The sequence below is a fragment of the Flavonifractor sp. An52 genome, from assembly GCF_002159385.1.
In the GTDB taxonomy this organism is placed as follows: domain Bacteria; phylum Bacillota; class Clostridia; order Oscillospirales; family Oscillospiraceae; genus Flavonifractor; species Flavonifractor avicola.
Window position 1 is genome coordinate 56649 of the sequence record NZ_NFIB01000007.1, and the last position, 19207, is coordinate 75855.

Consider the following 19207-nt stretch of genomic DNA (forward strand, 5'->3'; position numbering starts at 1 on the left):
AGAGTTGTAGTCATAGAGATTGCCCCCTCGTGACCGAGGGGGCAATCAAAACGGCGGATGGATTTACTCGGCCACAGGCACCGCGCCGGCGCCGGCGATCAGATCGGCGGCATCAGCGGAGGTAGCCCAGTCGATGAAGGCCTGAGCCGCGTCGGAGAGCTCGGTGCTGTCGCTGACGATGAAGTTGAAGTTACGCTGAATGGCGTAGGTGTCGTCCAGAACGGTTTCCTCGGTGGGAGCCACACCGCCCACGGTGATGGCCTTCACGGTGTCATCCACAGCGGACAGGGAGGCGTAGCCGATGGCGTCGGGGTTGGAAGCCACGTTGGCGATCACTTCGCCGGTGGAGGTCAGCTCGTTCTGGTACTTGCAGTTATCGGTGGTGCCGGTGATGGACTCGAAGCCGTCGCGGGTGCCGGAGCCGGCCTCACGGCCGATGAACACGACCTGAGCGTCGTTGCCGCCAACCTCAGACCAGTTGGTGATCTCGCCGGTGGCCAGCTGAGCGATCTGCTCCACGCTCAGGTCAGCCACGGGGTTCTCGGGGTTGATGATGATGGCGATGCCGTCCTTGGCCACGGTGATGGCCTTCACGCCGGTCTCATCATCCTTCAGGTCGCGGCTGGCCAGACCGATGTCGGCGGTGCCGTCCTGAGCGGAGGTGATGCCGGCGCCGGAACCGGAACCGGTGTACTGAACCTGGATGCCGGGCTGGACCTCACGGAAGGCCTCGGTCAGGGAGCCCATCACGCTCTCCATGGAGGTGGAGCCGTTGGTGACCACGGTGCCGGTCAGCTCGGTGGTGTTGTCGGGAGTCTCGGACTCAGTCACAGCGGGGCTGTTGGTGTTGCCGGCGGGGCTGTTGGCGCTGCCGGCATCGCCGCCGCCGCAGCCGGCCAGCATACCCACGCACAGAGCGGCGGAAAGCATCAGCGCAAGAGTTCTCTTTTTCATGGTGTTCAATCTCCAATCATGCAATGTATTCTTGGTGTCTCGGAACAAGCTACAGTATAACGACCGATTGTAAAGTTGTCCTTCAACGAATTGTAAAGAATGAGTAAAGCTGCTCTCTCCCAGTGGTTTCCGGACTTTACATTGTAGGATGTCCCATTTTACAAAAGGAATACCGGCCAATTTGGAGCAGTGGGCAGAAAAAGACAAAACGTGGAAAAATGAACGGGGCAAGGTATTGTATTCTTTCGGGAGGAAAGATATAATAATGATTACTGAATCAGCTTATTCTGTGTCCGTCTGACGATCCAGAACGGACATAAGCAGATCATAAAATAAAAGGAGATACAGAGATGTCTAATATTTGGCATGATATCAGCCCCAGCCGCATCCAGCCTGAGGACTTTGTGGCGGTCATTGAGATTCCAAAGGGCAGCAAGAAGAAGTATGAGCTGGACAAGGAGACCGGTCTCATCATTCTGGACCGGGTGCTCCACACCTCTACCCACTATCCCGCCAACTATGGCTTCATTCCCCGGACCTACGGCGACGACGGCGACCCCCTGGACGTGCTGGTGCTCTGCTCCGAGGCCATGGACCCCCTGACTCTGGTGCGCTGCTATCCGGTGGGCTATATCTCCATGCTGGACGGCGGCAAGAACGACGAAAAGATCATTGCCATCCCCTTCTCCGATCCTACCTATAATACCTATCAGGATCTGATGGATCTGCCCGGCCACATCTTTGATGAGATGGCCCACTTCTTCACGGTCTACAAGGCTCTGGAGGGCAAGGAGGCCGTGGCCGGTGACGTGAACGACCGGCAGGCCGCCATTCAGGTCATCCAGCGGGCCATGGATCACTATGCCGAGTGCTTCCTGGGCGGAGCTGCCCCCCGGGTGGATCACCGGGCTTCGGACCGATAACACCGTTAAGGAAAACTTAATGGATTCTTTTCCCCCATTTCTTTGATTCTGTGTTAAAATGAATCCGTTATATGCCTGGACTGGGCATATGGCCGCATCCAATCGCTGCGATCATTCCAATGAGAGAGGACGGATACCATGGGTCATCCATTTGACTGCCTGGTCATCGGCGCCGGTATGGCGGGTGCCATCTGCGCCCGGGAGCTGGCCGAGCGGGGCGGGAAAAAGGTGCTGGTGCTGGAGCGCCGGGACCATGTGGGCGGCAACGCCTACGACTGCTTTGACCAGGCCGGTGTGCTCATCCACCGGTACGGTCCCCATATCTTTCACACCAACGATAAGCGGGTCTTTGACTATCTGTCCCGCTTCACCCCCTGGCTGAACTATCAGCATCAGGTGGTGGCCAACATTCCGGCGGAAGAGGGCCGGATGGAAATGCCGGTGCCATTCAATCTGGTGTCCATGCGGGCGGCCTTCGGAGCGGAGAAGGCCGACAGTCTGGCCAAGCGGCTCATCGCTGCCTACGGCGCAGAGAAGAAGGTCACCATTCTGGAGCTGCGGCAGAATCCCGATCCCGAGATCGCCGCTCTGGCCGATTATGTGTACGAGCACGTCTTTGTCCACTACACCATGAAGCAGTGGGGACAGCGCCCGGAGGACATCGACCCCAACACCACCGCCCGGGTGCCGGTGTTCCTGTCCGAGGACTGCCGCTACTTCCAGGACACTCATCAGGGGATGCCCAAGGAGGGCTATACCCCCATGTTCGAGCGGATGCTGGACCATCCGGACATCACCGTGGAGCTGAATGTTGACGCCGGGGAACGCCTGACCCTGGCCGACGGAGCGGTGCTGCTGGACGGGGAGCCCTTCGATGGTACGATAATCTATACCGGTGCGGCGGACGAGCTGTTCGGCTGCAAGTACGGCCGGCTGCCCTACCGCACCCTGACCTTCCGGTTTGAGACCTACCCGGTGGATTACTGGCAGAGCCACGGCACGGTGAACTACACCGTGGACCAGGACTATACCCGTATCACCGAGTTCAAGTATCTCACCGGCCAGGATCTGCCCGGAGTGACCACCATTATGAAGGAGTACTCCAGCGCCTACACCGGGGCGGAGGGAGAGATTCCCTACTACGCCATTATCAATGAGGCCAACAACGCCCTCTACGCCAAATATAAGGCAGAGGCCGACCGCTTCCCCCGGTTCCACCTGCTGGGCCGGCTGGCGGAATACAAGTATTACAACATGGATGCCATCGCCGCCCGGGCTCTGGCGCTGTGTGATGATCTGTTGAAGTGAGGAAAGGTACATATGTCAAAGCTCATTACTTTCGCGGTGCCCTGTTACAACTCCGCGGCCTACATGGAGCACTGTGTGGAGACCCTGCTTACCGGCGGGGAGGACGTTGAGATTATCCTGGTGGACGACGGCTCCACCAAGGACGATACCCCCGCCATCTGCGACCGCTACGCTGCCCAGTATCCCAACATCGTCAAGGCCATCCACCAGGAGAACGGCGGCCACGGTGAGGGCGTCAACCAGGGCATCCGAAACGCCACCGGTTTTTATTTCAAGGTGGTGGATTCCGACGACTGGCTGGATGAGGCCGCCCTCCAGAAGGCTCTGGAGAAACTGCGGAAGTTTGCCAAAATGGAGAAGCCGGTGGATATGTTCGTGGCCAACTACGTCTACGAGCACGTGGAGGACAACACCCAGAAGGTGGTCCGGTACACCAATGTGTTCCCCCAGAACAAGATCTTTTCCTGGAGCAAGGTGGGCCGGTTCCGCCCCTCCCAGTTCCTGCTGATGCACAGCGTGATCTACCGCACCCAGCTGTTGCGGGACTGCGGCCTGGAGCTGCCCAAGCACACCTTCTATGTGGACAACATCTTTGTCTACCAGCCTCTGCCCTATGTGAAGCGGATCTATTATATGGACATTGATCTGTACCGCTACTTCATCGGCCGGGCTGACCAGAGCGTCAACGAGCAGGTGATGGTGGGCCGGGTGGACCAGCAGCTGCGGGTCAACAAGATCATGATCGACAGCCACGATCTCCGCAAACTCCACGCTCAGCAGCCCCGACTGGCCCGGTATATGAGCAGCTACCTGTCCATGATGATGACCATCTCCTCCATCTTCCTCATTCTGGACGGCTCTCCTGAGGCCCTGGGCAAAAAGACTGAGCTGTGGGAGTACCTGCGGCATAAGGATGTGGGGCTCTACCACAAGTACAAGTACCGCTCCCTCTCCTTTGTAGGCAATATCCCCGGCTATCAGGGCCGGAAACTATCGGTGAAGCTGTACCGGCTGGCCCGCAAGATCTATAAGTTCAACTGAGCATAAAAAACAGGACGCATTATGCGTCCTGTTTTTTTATACCGTTTAACCCAGCGTTGCCATGAGCCAGTCCCGGATGGGAATATAGGCCAGAGGCAGGAAGATGGCGGGGAGCATATTGCCCACCCGCAGCTTCTCCTTGGGCAGACCCAGCATATTGATGCCGATGCCGACGATAATGGTGCCGCCCACGGAACTCATTTCATTGACGATAGCTGGGTCGATCTGCTGGCCTACCAGGCCGAAAATCAAAGTCATGCCGCCCTCATACACCAGAATCGGTAGAGCGGAGAAGGCTACGCCGATGCCCATGGCCGCAGAGAAGGTGATGGCGGTGACGCCGTCCATCACAGACTTGGAGATCAGGATATCATAATTGCCGTTCATACCCGCCTCCATAGCGCCGTTGATGGCCATAGCGCCCACGCAGAAGAGGACGGAGGCGGTGACGAAGCCCTCCACAAAACGGCTGTTTTCATCCTTGCGGAGCAGTTTCCGGTGAAGCAGCTCCCCCACGCCGTCCATCCGGCCCTCAATATTGATTGCCTCACCGATCAGAGTACCGATCACCATACACACAATGACGCACAGAGTGTCCGCCGTGCCGATCATGCCGGTGATGCCGATACCCATGGTGCACAGACCCAGAGCAAAGGTGATGCCTGAGGCAAAGCGGGGGCTGATGCGGTTTTTGAACAGAAGGCCCAGACAGCTGCCCAGCAGGATCAGGACCACATTGATGACGGTGGCAATCATAGGGATTCCTCACTTTTATACTGCAATTCACTAAAATATACGGTTCTATGATAAAACCTTTGCCGTCATTTGTCAAAAGGTTTCTGGATGTATGCCGGACGACCCTGCGGAATAGAGTGGAAGTGGACCATTGAAAGGGGGAGGGCCCATTGAAGCTCGACCGGACATCTATGCTCTACGGCACCCTGCTGCTCACCGGCACCGGCATTGCCGGGCAGTTTTTGGGCTTTGTCTACCGGATCTTACTCTCCCGCCTCATCGGGGCGGAGATCATGGGCCTCTACCAGCTCATTATGCCGGTTTATTCTGTGCTGCTCTCTCTGACGGCGGTGGGGCTGACGGCGGCGGTATCCAACCTGTCCGCCGGATACTACGCACGGGGACAGCGGGGGGCGGCGGCCCAGGTGCTCCGCCGGTGCCTGCTGTGCTTTCTGGGACTGTTTGGGGTGCTGGCCACGGTTACTGCCCTGCTGTATGACCCTATTTCGGTGTACTTGCTGGGGGATGCCCGCACCCAGATGGGGCTTTTGCTGCTGCTGCCCTGTATTCTCCTTACCGGTGTGGAGAACCTGCACAAGCACTTTTTCTACGGTACCGGCGCCATCCGGCCCCCGGCGGCGGTGGAGCTGTGCGAGCAGGTCATCCGGGCGGCTGCGGTTCTCGGGCTGCTGGTGCTCTTCCTGCCCCAGAATCCGGAGCGGACTGTGGCCGTCATCGTGGTGGGCATGATCGTGTGCGAACTCTTTTCCTCCATCACGCTGATGCTGCTGGCCCGCCGCAGGCTGGCAGGGGAGAAACTGGGAGAGCCGGGGGCCTCCCGGCGGATGAACCGCCAGATCCTGGCCATAGCCCTGCCGGTGGGGTTCACCAGCCTGCTGGGCAACCTGATGGGCTCGGCCAACGCGGTGCTTATCCCCCAGCGGCTGGTGGCCGCCGGGGCGGAGGTGAGCCGGGCCATGGAGGAGTTCGGTGTGCTGTGCGGCATGACCATGCCCATGCTCTGCCTGCCCACCGCCTTCATCGGCGCCCTGGGGCTGGTCCTTATGCCCAAGCTGGCTCAGGGGGCAGCCCTGGGCAACACCCCGCTGATCCGGCGGCGGATCGACCGGTCTATGCTGGCTACCTCGGTGCTTATGTTTCCTGCTATGGCTCTGCTGGTAGTGGTGGGCCCTACCCTGGGTCAGCTTCTCTTTCGGGAGGAAGGAGTAGGCCGGTATCTGCTCCCTCTGTCGGTGGGGGTGCTGCTGTCCTGTTGGCAGGCAGTGCTGGGATGCGCCCTCAACGGCCTGGGCAGACAAAAAGCTGCAGCCCGCAGTTCCATTCTGTCCGGCGGGCTGCAGCTGGGCTGCACCTATCTGTTATTGGGACTCCCCGGTGTGGGGATCGGCGGCTACTGGGTGGGTGTGGTGGCCTCCTCCGCCCTGGGGGCGTTCCTGAACTGGTTCCAGGTGCGGCGAGTCACCGGGCTGAAGCTGCGGCTCTTTGACTGGGGGATAGCCCCTGGCCTGGCGGCCCTGCTGACGGGCCTCACCGGCAACCTGCTCTTTCAGGTGCTGCTGGACAGCGGAGTAGGGGAGTGGACGGCGGTGGGGGGCTGCACCCTCTTCGGTGTGGTGCTCTACCTGGCGGCCCTCCAGGCCCAGGGGGTGCGGCTAAATCGCCTTTTCCGCTTGAGGTAGGTTACAGAACATAGCTGGCCATCAGGATGAGTGCCAGCAGACAGAAAGCGATGACGCCGGGATTTTCAAAGAAGAGCCGCCATTTCATGCCCTCGGAGAAGGGGACCAGGCCTGGTTCCAGTTTGATATCCCGCCAGCTGGTGACCAGAAAGGTCATGCCCACCACGATGGACCCCAGCACCAGCAGGGAGGTCAGCAGTTCTCCGGTCTGGCCCAGCAGCTCCAGCAGGGGCACCAGACCCACCGAGGTAAAGTTAATCAGGGCGTGGAGCAGGATGGACTGCCACAGGCAGCCGGTCCGGAGCACCACATAGGCAAAGAGAGCCCCCACGGCAAAGGCATAGAACAGCTGATTCAGATTGCCGTGAAACAGGCCGAAGCACAGGGCGGAGGCCAGGATGGCAAATTTATCCCCGTAAGGCCGCAGTCGGTTCAGCAGCAAATAGCGGAAGAGATATTCCTCTGACAGGGGCGCAATGACGCAGCCCAGCAGAAGGTTCAGTACTGTTGGGTAGCCGGCCAGACTGTCCACCGGATTGGTGACCGCCTGGCCCCGGAGAATCCCAATCAGTTGGGTGAGAAGCAGGGTGAGCAGATTGGACAAATAGACCAGACCAAGAGTGGTCACCAGGGCTTTGCCCAGGTTCAGCGGCCCCATGGGGCGGCGTGCGGAGGGGCCCGGGGCGGGCACGCCGCGCAGCACCAGGCAGAAGGCGGGTACTCCCGCGCCGTAGGCTGAGCCCACGGAGAGGCACCAGCGGGAGATGGGGTGATTCAGAACGCTGGGGACGATGCCGGCCACCAACAGCTGGACCGCCAGCATGGCGGCCATCTGGGCAAACAGGGCCCATCCCAGCCGGGAGAACCATTGACAGTGGGGGCGCAGCAGTTGGGCCCGGTCCGGTTGATGGAGATCCATTCCGTCACCTCGCACAAAAATAAATCCAAATTGAGCCCAGCCGGGCCGTCAAAGCACGGTCCGAAATTCGCACCTGCTTCAGGCACAAGGGCTTCCGGGCTCCATTATAGCAAGAACGGGTGAAAAGGGCAAGAAATCGGACATATTGACATGGGCGTTTTTCATGATACAATATCTTGTGCTTAGAACTGAAATACACTCAGAGGAGAGATACGATATGCCCATTTCTGAAAACGCCAAGGCTGTACTGGAGCGGCGTTATCTGGCCCGGGATGAGCAGGGGAATCCCACCGAGACGGTGGATGGCTTGTTCCGTCGTGTGGCCAACGCGGTAGCCGAAGGCGACCGCCATTTTGACCCCAAGGCCGATGTGGTGGCCACGGCGGCGGAATTCTATGAGATGATGACCAATCTGGACTTCCTGCCCAACTCCCCCACCCTGATGAACGCCGGCCGCCCTCTGGGGCAGCTGTCCGCCTGCTTTGTGCTGCCGGTGGCCGACTCCATGGAGGACATCTTTGACGCCATTAAGAACGCAGCTCTCATCCACAAGAGCGGCGGCGGCACCGGATTTTCCTTCTCCCGGCTGCGTCCCAAGGGTTCCACCGTCAACTCCACCGGCGGTGTGGCCAGCGGCCCCATCTCCTTTATGAAGGTGTTCAACGCCGCCACCGAGGCGGTAAAGCAGGGCGGTACCCGCCGGGGCGCCAACATGGGCATCCTCCGGGTGGATCACCCCGATATTATGGACTTTATTACCTGCAAGAACGATACCTCCGAGATCACCAACTTCAACATCTCCGTGGGCATCACCGAGGCCTTTATGGAGGCGGTGAGTGCGGACGGGATGTACGATCTGGTGGATCCGGCCACCGGCCGGGTGATGGGCCAGCTGAAGGCCCGGGAGGTCTTTGACACCATCGTCACCTCCGCCTGGCAGACCGGCGAGCCGGGCATCATCTTCCTGGACCGGCTCAACCGGGACAACGCGGTGCCCAGCCAGGGCGAGATTGAGTCCACCAACCCCTGCGGTGAGCAGCCCCTGCTGCCCTATGAGAGCTGCAATCTGGGCTCTATCAACCTGGTCAACCACATCACCAAGACCGTGGCGGGCTGGGTGCTGGACCGGGCCAAGCTGGAAAAGACCATCCGTACCGCCGTCCACTTCCTGGACAACGTCATTGAGGTCAACCAGTACCCCCTGCCCGAGATTGACAAGATGACCCGCTCTACCCGGAAGATCGGCCTGGGCGTCATGGGCTTTGCCGATATGCTCCTCTATATGGGTGTGCCCTACAACAGCGAGGAGGGTGTGGCCCTGGCCCAGGAGATCATGGACACCATCAACACCATCGGCCACCAGGAGAGCGAGAAGCTGGCCGAGAGCCGGGGTGCCTTCCCCCTCTTTGACCAGAGTATCTACAAGGACGGCAAGCCCATCCGCAATGCCACTGTTACCACCATCGCCCCCACCGGCACCCTGTCCATCATTGCCGGCGTGTCCTCCGGTGTGGAGCCGGTGTTTGCCTATGCCTATATCCGCAACGTCATGGACAATACCCACCTCATTGAGACCAACCAGATTCTGAAGGACAAGCTGGTGGAGGCGGGGATCTACTCCGAGGCTCTGATGAAGCAGATTGTGGAGCAGGGTTCTCTGGCCCATGTGGACGGTATCCCCGAGGAGATCAAGCGGGTATTTGTGTGTGCCCACGATGTGTCCCCCATCTGGCACGTGAAGATGCAGGCCGCCTTCCAGCAGTACACCGACAACGCCGTCAGCAAGACGGTGAACTTCCCCAACTCCGCCACTAAGGCCGAGGTGGCCGAGGTCTACCGCCTGGCTTATACCCTGGGCTGCAAGGGCACCACCATCTACCGGGACGGCAGCCGCAACGAGCAGGTGCTCAACATCGGCAAGGTCAACGACGGTAAGGAGGCTGCCCCCGCCCCCACCGGCCGGGTGTGTGAGGAGTGCCAGGTGCCTCAGGAGGCTTATGGCCACATCCAGCCCCGGCCCCGCCCGGCGGTGACCACCGGCTTCACCGAGAAGGTGCGCATCGGCTGCGGCAACCTGTATATCACTGTAAACTATGATGAGAACGGTATCTGCGAGGTGTTCACCAACACCGGTCGGGCCGGCGGCTGCCCCAGCCAGTCTGAGGCCACCGCCCGGCTGGTCAGCGTGGGTATCCGCTCCGGCATGGACCCCAAGGAGATCATCCAGCAGCTCAAGGGCATCCGCTGTCCCTCCTGCCTGCGCCAGCCCGGTGTGCCGGTGACCTCCTGCCCTGACGCCATTGCCAAGGCTCTGGAGAAGGTGCTCAAGGTGTCCAAGGGCACCCACGAGCCCGCTCCTGCTCCCATCAGTGCGGCAACCAAGGCTGCGGCTCCCATTCCCCGGCCCGGCATGACTCCTGCCGAGGCCAAGCTTGCCAAGTTCTGCCCTGAGTGCGGGGCGAAGCTGGAGCACGAAGGCGGCTGCGTCACTTGCCGTGACTGCGGCTACTCCAAGTGCGGCTAAAACAGAAAAGGGCCTGCTCCGGCAGGCCCTTTTTGCAACAGAGTCCGGATAACCTGGAGCGGGGACAGTCACACTAAGGGATGCGCCGGAAGGCATTTCATTTGAATACAGGAGGCGTCAGCCATGTGTACCAGCCTGACCTTTACCACCGACCACACTTATTTTGGGCGGAACCTGGATCTGGAATACCAGTTTGGCCAGCAGGTGGTCATTACTCCACGTAATTACCCGTTTTCCTTTCAAGCCATGCCCACCCTGAAGAAGCACTATGCCATCATCGGCATGGCCACAGTGGCGGAGGACTACCCCCTCTATGCTGAGGGGGTCAACGAGAAGGGCCTCTATATGGCAGGCCTCAACTTCCCGGGTAACGCCTGTTATCCCTGCGGCTCGAAGGACGGTACCCCCGCCGCCCCCTATGAGCTGATCCCCTGGCTGCTGGGCAGCTGCGACAGCATGGACCAGGCGGAGGAAAAGCTGCGCTCTGTCCGTATTTTGGATACCCCCTTTGCCCCCAATATGCCAAACGCCCCCCTCCATTGGCACCTGGCCGACGGAAAGCGGGCTCTGGTGGCGGAGCCTATGGCCGACGGTCTGAAACTGTTTGAGGACCCGGTGGGAGTGCTGACCAACAACCCCACCTTTGATTTCCACCTGACCAACCTGAACCAGTATATGGGCCTGTCCGCCGCCCAGCCGGAGAACCGCTTCGGTGGGGTGGAGCTGTGTCCCTTTGGTCAGGGAATGGGCACGTTGGGCCTGCCGGGAGACTGGTCACCCGCCTCCCGCTTTGTCCGGGCCGCCTTCCTTAAGTGGAACAGCGCCTGTGAGCGGGACGAGATATCCAGTGTCAGCCAGGTCTTTCACATCCTTGACGCGGTAGCCATGCCCCGGGGGGCGGTACGGACGCCGGAAGGGAAGTGGGACATCACCGACTACTCCTGCTGCATCGACGGCCGGACGGGCACCTATTATTATAAAACCTACGATAACAGCCAGATTACCGCTGTCGCCATGGATGAGGCAAAGCGGGAGGGAGAAACGCTGATCTGCCATCCTCTGGTCACGGAGCAGCAGATCCGCTTTGTGCCGTGAGCCCCGCCGGGGCGTTCGCCCCGGCACTTGTACATATTGCATAAATGCGGCGCCTTGCCAACAGGGCGAAAAAAGGGAAAACCGGGCCAAAAACCATATGGTTTGCCAATTCGGCCGAGAGTTAAGGCGGCTTTCTGAAACCGAGTTGTGCATATTGGCTATAATCATTGATAAAAAAATAACGAATTTCTCTTGCATTTTACTTGCCTGTTGGGCGGCGGTGCGTTATACTTATTAGGTAAGAACTTGTTAAAAATATAACAATTCTAGATAGGTTACAGGACAAGGAGGCAGAACATAATGGGTTTTGTGAAGCTGGAAAAGCAGGGCCACGTGGGCGTGGTCACCATTGACCGGCAGGAGGCGCTGAACGCGCTGAACAGCCAGGTTCTGAGCGATCTGGACGCGGTCATTGATCAGGTGGCTGCTGACGATGAGATCTATGTGATGATCCTCACCGGCGCGGGCCGTTCCTTCGTGGCCGGCGCCGATATCGGCGAGATGAAGGGCTTCTCCTCCATCGACGGCAAGAAGTTCGGTGTGCACGGCAACAGCGTGTTCCTGAAGCTGGAGAACATGGCCAAGCCGGTGATCGCGGCGGTCAACGGCTTCGCTCTGGGCGGCGGCTGCGAGCTGAGCATGGCCTGCGACATCCGTCTGGCCAGTGAGAAGGCCCGGTTCGGTCAGCCCGAGGTGGGCCTGGGCATTACCCCCGGCTTTGCCGGCACCCAGCGGCTGCCCCGCATCGTGGGCATCTCCAAGGCCATGGAGCTGATCCTCACCGCCAAGACCATCAAGGCCGATGAGGCCAAGGCCATCGGCCTGGTCAGCGAGGTCTATCCCGCCGAGGAGCTGATGGACAAGGCCATGGAGCTGGCCAACGCCATCTGTGCCAACGCTCAGATCGCCGTGCAGGAGTCCAAGCGCTGCATCCGCATGGGGATGCAGACCGACATCGCCACCGGCTCCGCCTTTGAGGCCGAGGCCTTCGGCGTGTGCTGCGGCACTGCCGACAAGGACGAAGGCATGGGCGCTTTCCTGGAGAAGCGCGCTGAGAAGCACTTCCAGAACAAGTAAACTATCCGGAAGTGAGTACTTACCTGGCCCATGGCTGAGTCCCCGGCGCTTGCGCCGTCAAGCGTTTTGGCCTGTGGCCAAAACCTTGAAATCGGCGGAATTCATTTCCGGCGATTTGAGTGAAATCATGGGGGTCCCGCACGGTGTGCAGCACCGGGTGGGGCGGGGGCATGGGCGCTTTCCTGGAGAAGCGGGCTGAGAAGCATTTCCAGAACAAGTAAGGAAGCATCCTCTGTTTCAGTTCGATACATCCTTTCTTTAAAATTAAAAACAGATTGAAAAGAGGTTTTTTGTCATGAAAAAGATTGTTGTCATCGGCGGCGGCACTATGGGCCTGGACATCGCTCAGGTCTTCGCCAAGAAGGATTTTGATGTTACCGTCCGCGACATCAACGACGACATCATCAAGGCTTCCGAGGGCCGTCTGAACAAGAGCCTGGACAAGCTGGTGGCCAAGGGCAAGATGGATGAGGCCAAGAAGGCCGACATCCTGGCTCACATGACCTTCACCACCGATCTGAAGGCTGCTGCCGACGCCGACCTGGTGGTTGAGGCCGCCATTGAGAACCTGGACATCAAGAAGAGCATCTTTGCCGAGCTGGACAGCATCTGCAAGCCCGAGACCATCCTGGCCTCCAACACCTCGTCCATCTCCATCACCGCCATCGCCGCCGCCACCAAGCGGCCCGACAAGTTCATCGGTATGCACTTCTTCAACCCCGCTACCGTCATGAAGCTGGTTGAGGTCATCCGGGGCGCTCACACCTCCGACGAGACCTTCAACACCATCCGCGACCTGTCCGTGGAGATCGGCAAGGAGCCCGTCGAGGTTAACGAGGCCCCCGGCTTCGTGGTCAACAAGATCCTGATCCCCATGATCAACGAGGGCATCGATCTGGTATACACCGGCGTGGCCTCCGTGGAGGGCGTTGACACCGCCATGAAGCTGGGCGCCAACCACCCCATGGGCCCCCTGGCTCTGGGCGATCTGGTGGGCCTGGACGTGTGCCTGGCCATCATGGACACCCTGTACAACGAGACCCACGATCCCAAGTATCGTGCCTCCCTGCTGCTGCGGAAGATGGTCCGGGCCGGCAAGCTGGGCCGCAAGACCGGCATCGGCTTCTACGATTACAGCAAGAAGTAATATCCCTGCGTTTTATCACGCACGAAGCGACGGGCGGGAGCCCAAAACACTCCCGCCCGCCGTTTTGAAATACATATCTAGGAGGAAGGCAACAAATGGATCTGCACCTTTCCAAAGAGCAGGAAATGCTCCGTAAGATGTACCGTGACTTTGCCGAAAACGAAGTCAAGCCCCTGGCCGAGTGGGTGGACGAGAACGAGGCGTTCCCCGAGGAGACCGTCAAGAAGATGGCCAAGCTGGGCATGATGGGCATCTATTTCCCCAAGGAGTATGGCGGCGCCGGCGCGGACGTTCTGTCCTACGTCATGGCCGTCGAGGAGATGAGCAAGGTCTGTGGTACCACCGGCGTTATCATTTCCGCCCACACCTCTCTGTGCTGCGCTCCCATCTATGAGAACGGCACCGAAGAGCAGAAGATGAAGTATCTGCCCAAGCTGTGCTCCGGCGAGTGGATCGGCGCCTTCGGTCTGACCGAGCCCGGCGCCGGCACCGACGCCCAGGGCCAGCAGACCACCGCCGTGAAGGACGAGAACGGCAACTGGGTGCTCAACGGCTCCAAGATCTTCATCACCAACGCCGGCTATGCCAACGTGTTCGTGATCTTCGCTATCACCGGTGTTTCCACCGACAAGCGCGGCCGCAAGAAGAAGGAAATCTCCGCCTTCATCGTGGAGCGCACTGATCCCGGCTTCTCCGTGGGCAAGCACGAGAAGAAGATGGGCATCAAGGGCTCCTCCACCTGCGAGCTGATCATGGAGGACTGCGTGATCCCCGCCGACCGTCTCCTGGGCAAGCAGGGGAAGGGCTTCGGCATCGCCATGAAGACCCTGGACGGCGGCCGTATCGGCATCGCCTCCCAGGCGCTGGGCCTGGCTGAGGGCGCTATTGAGGAGACCATCAAGTACACCAAGGAGCGCGTTCAGTTCGGTAAGCGTATCTCCCAGTTCCAGAACACTCAGTTCCAGCTTGCTGATATGCACGCCAAGACCGAGGCTGCCAAGTGGCTGGTTTACTCCGCCGCTATGAAGAAGCAGAACCATGAGCCCTACACCATGGACGCTGCCATGGCTAAGCTGTTTGCTGCTGAGACCGCCAGCGACGTGACCCGCCGCTGTGTGCAGCTGTTCGGCGGCTACGGCTACACCCGTGAGTACCCCGTGGAGCGCATGATGCGCGACGCCAAGATCACTGAGATCTACGAGGGTACCAGCGAGGTCCAGCGCATGGTCATTTCTGCCAACCTGGGCGTGAACTAAAGGAACTGGAGGGAAGTTACGATATGAAAGCAATCGTTTGTGTCAAGCAGGTCCCGGATACCTCCGGTGTGGTGGCGGTGAAGGAAGACGGCACCATGGACCGTGCCGCCATGGCTACCATCACCAACCACGACGACCTGGCTGCTGTCGAGGCCGCTCTGCGGATCAAGGACGCCACCGGCTGCAAGGTCGTGGTGGTTTCCATGGGCCCCCCGCCCGCCGAGGGTATGCTCCGCGAGCTGCTGGCCATGGGCTGCGACGAGGCCGTTCTGGTCTCCGCCCGTGAGTTCGGCGGTTCCGATACTTACGCCACTTCTCAGATCCTGGCTGCTGCCATCAAGAAGATCGGCGTGGACGACGACGACATCGTGTTCTGCGGCCGTCAGGCCATCGACGGCGATACCGCCCAGGTCGGTCCCCAGATCGCTGAGAAGCTGGGTATGCCCCAGGTCTCCTATGTGGCCGAGATCAACGTGGACGGCAAGGCTGTCACCGTGAAGCGCCTGCTGGAGGACGGCTACATGACCATCAAGGTCCAGACCCCCTGCCTGCTGACCTGCGTGAAGGAGCTCAACGACGCCCGTTACATGAGCGTCGGCGGCATCATGGAGTGCTACCAGAAGCCTCTGGAAGTGTACAACTATGAGACTCTGAAGGACGATCCCCTGATTGATGTTACTACCATCGGCCTGAAGGGCTCTCCCACGAATGTGTACAAGTCCTTCTCTCCCCCGGTGAAGGGCGCCGGTATGATGATGGAGGGCGCCGACAAGGCGACTGTCGAGAAGCTGGTCTCCATCCTCAACGACAAGCACATTATCTAATCGAAAGGAGAGCAATAGAATGGCTTTCAATAGTAGCGATACCGCCGCCTTCAAGGGCGTATGGGTTTTCTGTGAGCAGCGCGAGGGCGTTATCATGTCCACCAGCTACCAGCTCCTCTCCGAGGGCCGTAAGCTGGCCAACGATCTGGGCGTGGAGCTGTGCGGCGTGGTCCTGGGCAAGGACATCAAGGAAGAGTACCTGAAGGCTCTGGGCGGCTACGGCGCCGACAAGGTGTACTACTGCAACCACGAGCTGCTGGACGTTTACACCACCGACGCCTACACCAAGGTCATCTGCGACCTGGTGGAGGATAAGAAGCCCGAGATCTTCCTCATCGGCGCCACCAACATCGGCCGTGACCTGGGCCCCCGCTGCGCTGCCCGGCTGCACACCGGTCTGACCGCCGACTGTACCCACCTGGATGTGGACGTGGCCAAGTACAAGGAGTTCCTGAAGACCACCTCCACCATCGACGTGGACAACACCGTGTTCGAGGAGAACACCAACCTGAAGATGACCCGTCCTGCTTTCGGCGGTCACCTGATGGCTACCATCATCTGCCCCCGCTTCCGTCCCCAGATGTCCACCGTCCGTCCCGGCGTGATGCAGACCCAGCCCTACGACGAGGCCGGTGCTGCCAAGACCGTCATCGAGAACGTGGACGTCAAGCTGGACAAGTCCGACATCCATGTTGAGGTGCTGGAGGTCAAGAAGGCCGCCAAGAAGCTGGTGGACCTGATCGGCGCCGACGTTGTGGTCTCCGTGGGCCGCGGCATCTCCAAGGACGTGGAGGGCGGCATCAAGCTGGCCGAGGAGCTGGCTGGCGTCCTGGGCGGCGTCGTGGGTTCCTCCCGTGCCTGCGTGGATGCCGGCTGGATCACTGCCGACCATCAGGTGGGCCAGACCGGCAAGACCGTTCATCCCCGCATCTATGTTGCCCTGGGTATCTCCGGCGCCATCCAGCACCTGGCTGGTATGCAGGACTCCGAGTGCATCATTGCGGTGAACAAGAACGAGTCCGCCCCCATCTTCGACGTGGCTTCCTACGGCATCTGCGGCGACCTGTACAAGGTCACCCCCATGCTCATCGAGGCTATCCGGGCTGCCAAGGCTGCCAAGTAAATATTGCCTTTCTTCCAAGCACCGGCCAGTATCACTGGCCGGTGTTTTTTTATGCAGGGCACCGATTGCGCGGAGAAGGGAAAGGGCGTATACTAAAACACCGTAGAGAGGGGGAAAATACCATGCTGGAGCGTCATCCCAACGGCGTATTGTTGCTGGGCGTACTGGGTATCTCCATATCGGCCATTCTGGTGCGCTATTCCCAGGCCCCCTCAGTGATCACCGCAGTCTACCGCCTGGGATGGACGGTTCTCCTGCTGCTGCCGGCTGTGCTCACCAAATTTCGGGGGGAGCTGCTGCAGGTCCGGCGGAGGGATTTGCTGCTGTGCACCCTCAGCGGGATCTGTCTGGCCCTCCACTTCCTCACCTGGTTTGAGTCCCTCAAATGGACAGGCGTGGCGGTATCCACCGTGTTGGTGAGTACCGAGGTCATCTTCACCGCCCTGGGCTTTGCCCTTTTTTTAAAGTCCCATTTATAGATAAGTATTGAAAAATGAAAATGACATAAATGGTCCGTCAAAGTGCATATATGCCACCTACCCCTACAGTAAAATCTATCCTCAAACAGATAGATTTTTTGTGGGGGTACTTTTATGGCTACATTGAAAGATTTGACAGACTTGATGGCAAGCAGCAATCTTACCGAAGCGCAGATTGCAGACTTGATTTCCACGCTGACGGTGATGCAGAAAGAGAACAAGGCCAGTAAGAGAGGTAAAAAAGTAGTTCTGTCAGCAGAACTCTTAGAATTATTGGAGAAATGCACCTTGAATAGAGGGGCAGCTTTGTCCTGCCCTAAGTGCGGGAGCGTATCCGTCAGCAAGAACGGTAAGAGAAATGGCAGACAGAGATATTTGTGCAAGGACTGTCACAGAACCTTTGGCGATACCTATGGTACTCTGCTTTACCATTCAAGATTGTCTGTTGCCCAATGGAAACAATTCTTGACTTTGACCCTCTACAATACCAGTCTGAACAAGATTAAAAGGGATATGGGGATCAACAGAGTAACCGCTTGGTTCAACCGTCACAAGGTCTGTTCTCTTATCCATCAGATTGAGGGAGAGCAAGACCGTTTCCCCTCTATTGTAGAGGGGGATGAGTTCTATGTTCCCCTTTCTTTCATTGGTGAAAGAAATAAGGCTTTCTTTCTGGAAGGGTTGCAGAGGATGCCCCGCCATCACCGCAATCGAGCCGATAAGTATGAGTATGTGGAGCAAGCCGGCTATGAGGTGACAGATGTGCAGGATATGGAGGGGTTTCAGGATAATAATACTATTCCCTCTGGTTTAAAAGTGTCAAAGGAATTGAATGGGCTTGATAAGGAAGCCAGGAGAAAGCGTGGTATCAGTAATGAGCAGGTCTGTGTTCTCACAGCAGTTGATAAAGCAGAGAATACTTACCTTTCTCCCTCTTGTCTTGGCAAGATTGAACCCAGGCATTTGGAGCAGCAATGGGGTGGACGGTTTGCAGAGGACAGCATACTTGTCACCGATAGTTTGAGAGCATACAAGACCTTTGCCAATCACAACAAAGTACATTTGAGGCAGATACCCTCTGGTAAACACGCCTCTGGTCCGTTCAATTTGGGTAAGGTCAATGCTTATCATTCAAGGCTGACCGATTTTATGGATTGGTATAAGGAAGTAGCCTCTAAATATCTGGACCATTACCTTGCTTTGTTCCGATGGCAGGAAAAGCACCGTAAGCACAGAACCGCAGAGCAAGTAAAGATATTGTTGGATATGTTGACGCGGGGAGTTTCAGAGCGGGTGATGCTGAAAGAGTTAAAATACAAGCATATGCCTTTTGATACAAAGGGTTTGATATAAAAGAGGGGGGTGTGTGATATGTTTTGTAGGCATTGTGGCGCTGAATTGCAGGATGGAGCAAGGTTTTGTCCTAACTGCTGCGCGCCGATTGAATATAGTTGTGAAACTGCAAGTAATGATGTAAATGATAATGTCCGTAACTCAAACTACAATACCGGTTTTACTCCATTGACAAATTATAAATCATCGCAGAATAGTGTGGCTACTTCGCCAAGTTCCCAAAAGCCGCAGAAACTATTGCGAGTTCTTGTTAAAATTGTTCTGATTTTGATAGGAATATTTGCAATATACAAGTTTTTCCTTGCACATCCTTTTATTACTGTGTTTATAGGCATCATAGGATTAATTATTTTTGCCAGTTGTTTGAGCGTATCAGGTGTTACCAAGAAATGTACTGCAAGAATGGCTTTACCGCTAAGGGAAAGGTTGTCTTTCAACTTTACAGATATAACGATTGGTATGACGGAGACTTTTGTGGAATTATATTTGGGCAAAAACTATGTGATAACATACCAAAACCAGAATGAAAAAACTTGTCGTTGGGAATATGTTGATTTAATAAATCCAGATAATGTTTTCAGTATTACAATCCGATTTGAGAAAGATGATTCCTTGTTTAGCGTGTATAAGGTAGTCTCTAAAAGGCAGACGGGGATATGGGTAAATTAAGAAACATCCTCATTTATCGATGAAATATTCATAGATTGAGTGAGGGTGTTTTTCGTCAAAATAACGGTTCAATACTTATC

General features: G+C 57.8%; 17 protein-coding genes. 14 read left to right on the plus strand and 3 right to left on the minus strand.

What is annotated here, in order from left to right:
* Nucleotides 1–63 precede the first annotated feature (63 nt).
* Nucleotides 64–954, minus strand: coding sequence for a phosphate ABC transporter substrate-binding protein (locus tag B5G06_RS04160; protein WP_087187823.1), 891 nt, complete (start codon nucleotides 952–954; stop codon nucleotides 64–66).
* A 350-nt stretch (nucleotides 955–1304) separates the two neighbouring features.
* Between B5G06_RS04160 and B5G06_RS04165 the strand changes: the two genes are divergently transcribed.
* The 3 genes from B5G06_RS04165 (at nucleotide 1305) to B5G06_RS04175 (ending at nucleotide 4226) form a co-directional block, all read left to right on the plus strand.
* Complete coding sequence (locus tag B5G06_RS04165) at nucleotides 1305–1877, plus strand: inorganic diphosphatase (protein WP_087187824.1); 573 nt, start codon at nucleotides 1305–1307, stop codon at nucleotides 1875–1877.
* 138 nt (nucleotides 1878–2015) lie between these two features.
* Nucleotides 2016–3185: a UDP-galactopyranose mutase gene (glf, locus tag B5G06_RS04170; RefSeq protein WP_087187825.1), complete on the plus strand. Its 1170-nt coding sequence runs from the start codon at nucleotides 2016–2018 to the stop codon at nucleotides 3183–3185.
* A gap of 12 nt (nucleotides 3186–3197) precedes the next feature.
* Nucleotides 3198–4226, plus strand: a complete 1029-nt coding sequence (locus tag B5G06_RS04175) for a glycosyltransferase family 2 protein (protein WP_087187826.1) — start codon at nucleotides 3198–3200, stop codon at nucleotides 4224–4226.
* A 45-nt stretch (nucleotides 4227–4271) separates the two neighbouring features.
* Here B5G06_RS04175 and B5G06_RS04180 read toward each other — a convergent pair whose 3' ends face one another.
* Nucleotides 4272–4982 (minus strand): DUF554 domain-containing protein, encoded by a 711-nt coding sequence (locus tag B5G06_RS04180; RefSeq protein ID WP_087187827.1) that lies wholly within the window; start codon nucleotides 4980–4982, stop codon nucleotides 4272–4274.
* Between the two features lie 149 nt (nucleotides 4983–5131).
* Here B5G06_RS04180 and B5G06_RS04185 point away from each other — a divergent pair, with 149 nt between their 5' ends.
* Nucleotides 5132–6661, plus strand: a complete 1530-nt coding sequence (locus tag B5G06_RS04185) for a putative polysaccharide biosynthesis protein (RefSeq protein WP_242955341.1) — start codon at nucleotides 5132–5134, stop codon at nucleotides 6659–6661.
* Nucleotide 6662: 1 nt separating this feature from the next.
* On the opposite strand, the gene B5G06_RS04190 is transcribed toward B5G06_RS04185, so the two are convergent.
* Nucleotides 6663–7580: a CPBP family intramembrane glutamic endopeptidase gene (locus tag B5G06_RS04190; protein WP_087187829.1), complete on the minus strand. Its 918-nt coding sequence runs from the start codon at nucleotides 7578–7580 to the stop codon at nucleotides 6663–6665.
* Nucleotides 7581–7743: 163 nt separating this feature from the next.
* Here B5G06_RS04190 and B5G06_RS04195 point away from each other — a divergent pair, with 163 nt between their 5' ends.
* From B5G06_RS04195 to B5G06_RS04240, 10 genes are all read left to right on the plus strand, one after another.
* Complete coding sequence (locus tag B5G06_RS04195; RefSeq protein ID WP_255396440.1) at nucleotides 7744–10104, plus strand: vitamin B12-dependent ribonucleotide reductase; 2361 nt, start codon at nucleotides 7744–7746, stop codon at nucleotides 10102–10104.
* Between the two features lie 123 nt (nucleotides 10105–10227).
* Nucleotides 10228–11199 (plus strand): choloylglycine hydrolase, encoded by a 972-nt coding sequence (gene bsh / locus B5G06_RS04200; protein ID WP_087187831.1) that lies wholly within the window; start codon nucleotides 10228–10230, stop codon nucleotides 11197–11199.
* Between the two features lie 300 nt (nucleotides 11200–11499).
* Nucleotides 11500–12276, plus strand: a complete 777-nt coding sequence (locus tag B5G06_RS04205; protein ID WP_087187832.1) for an enoyl-CoA hydratase-related protein — start codon at nucleotides 11500–11502, stop codon at nucleotides 12274–12276.
* Between the two features lie 295 nt (nucleotides 12277–12571).
* Nucleotides 12572–13423, plus strand: coding sequence for a 3-hydroxybutyryl-CoA dehydrogenase (locus B5G06_RS04210; protein WP_087187833.1), 852 nt, complete (start codon nucleotides 12572–12574; stop codon nucleotides 13421–13423).
* A gap of 95 nt (nucleotides 13424–13518) precedes the next feature.
* Nucleotides 13519–14679 carry an acyl-CoA dehydrogenase gene (locus tag B5G06_RS04215; RefSeq protein ID WP_087187834.1) on the plus strand — a complete coding sequence of 387 codons (1161 nt, stop codon included), beginning with the start codon at nucleotides 13519–13521 and terminating at the stop codon, nucleotides 14677–14679.
* Nucleotides 14680–14702: 23 nt separating this feature from the next.
* Nucleotides 14703–15503: an acryloyl-CoA reductase electron transfer subunit gamma gene (gene acrB, locus B5G06_RS04220; protein ID WP_087187835.1), complete on the plus strand. Its 801-nt coding sequence runs from the start codon at nucleotides 14703–14705 to the stop codon at nucleotides 15501–15503.
* Nucleotides 15504–15522: 19 nt separating this feature from the next.
* Nucleotides 15523–16626, plus strand: a complete 1104-nt coding sequence (acrA, locus tag B5G06_RS04225; RefSeq protein ID WP_087187836.1) for an acryloyl-CoA reductase electron transfer subunit beta — start codon at nucleotides 15523–15525, stop codon at nucleotides 16624–16626.
* Between the two features lie 122 nt (nucleotides 16627–16748).
* Nucleotides 16749–17105, plus strand: a complete 357-nt coding sequence (locus tag B5G06_RS04230) for an EamA family transporter (protein WP_242955342.1) — start codon at nucleotides 16749–16751, stop codon at nucleotides 17103–17105.
* Between the two features lie 114 nt (nucleotides 17106–17219).
* Nucleotides 17220–18458 (plus strand): IS1595 family transposase, encoded by a 1239-nt coding sequence (locus tag B5G06_RS04235; protein ID WP_087187837.1) that lies wholly within the window; start codon nucleotides 17220–17222, stop codon nucleotides 18456–18458.
* A gap of 18 nt (nucleotides 18459–18476) precedes the next feature.
* Nucleotides 18477–19127 carry a zinc-ribbon domain-containing protein gene (locus tag B5G06_RS04240; protein ID WP_087187838.1) on the plus strand — a complete coding sequence of 217 codons (651 nt, stop codon included), beginning with the start codon at nucleotides 18477–18479 and terminating at the stop codon, nucleotides 19125–19127.
* The last annotated feature ends 80 nt before the right edge of the window (nucleotides 19128–19207 follow it).

Bases quoted from the DNA above. Each gene is read 5' to 3' on its own strand.
- bsh (WP_087187831.1), top strand. From the start codon at position 10,228: ATGTGTACCAGCCTGACCTTTACCACCGACCACACTTATTTTGGGCGG.
- B5G06_RS04180 (WP_087187827.1), bottom strand. From the start codon at position 4,982: ATGATTGCCACCGTCATCAATGTGGTCCTGATCCTGCTGGGCAGCTGT.
- acrB (WP_087187835.1), top strand. From the start codon at position 14,703: ATGAAAGCAATCGTTTGTGTCAAGCAGGTCCCGGATACCTCCGGTGTG.
- B5G06_RS04230 (WP_242955342.1), top strand. From the start codon at position 16,749: ATGCTGGAGCGTCATCCCAACGGCGTATTGTTGCTGGGCGTACTGGGT.
- B5G06_RS04205 (WP_087187832.1), top strand. From the start codon at position 11,500: ATGGGTTTTGTGAAGCTGGAAAAGCAGGGCCACGTGGGCGTGGTCACC.
- B5G06_RS04235 (WP_087187837.1), top strand. From the start codon at position 17,220: ATGGCTACATTGAAAGATTTGACAGACTTGATGGCAAGCAGCAATCTT.
- B5G06_RS04165 (WP_087187824.1), top strand. From the start codon at position 1,305: ATGTCTAATATTTGGCATGATATCAGCCCCAGCCGCATCCAGCCTGAG.
- B5G06_RS04215 (WP_087187834.1), top strand. From the start codon at position 13,519: ATGGATCTGCACCTTTCCAAAGAGCAGGAAATGCTCCGTAAGATGTAC.
- acrA (WP_087187836.1), top strand. From the start codon at position 15,523: ATGGCTTTCAATAGTAGCGATACCGCCGCCTTCAAGGGCGTATGGGTT.
- B5G06_RS04175 (WP_087187826.1), top strand. From the start codon at position 3,198: ATGTCAAAGCTCATTACTTTCGCGGTGCCCTGTTACAACTCCGCGGCC.
- B5G06_RS04195 (WP_255396440.1), top strand. From the start codon at position 7,744: ATGATACAATATCTTGTGCTTAGAACTGAAATACACTCAGAGGAGAGA.
- glf (WP_087187825.1), top strand. From the start codon at position 2,016: ATGGGTCATCCATTTGACTGCCTGGTCATCGGCGCCGGTATGGCGGGT.
- B5G06_RS04210 (WP_087187833.1), top strand. From the start codon at position 12,572: ATGAAAAAGATTGTTGTCATCGGCGGCGGCACTATGGGCCTGGACATC.
- B5G06_RS04160 (WP_087187823.1), bottom strand. From the start codon at position 954: ATGAAAAAGAGAACTCTTGCGCTGATGCTTTCCGCCGCTCTGTGCGTG.
- B5G06_RS04240 (WP_087187838.1), top strand. From the start codon at position 18,477: ATGTTTTGTAGGCATTGTGGCGCTGAATTGCAGGATGGAGCAAGGTTT.
- B5G06_RS04190 (WP_087187829.1), bottom strand. From the start codon at position 7,580: ATGGATCTCCATCAACCGGACCGGGCCCAACTGCTGCGCCCCCACTGT.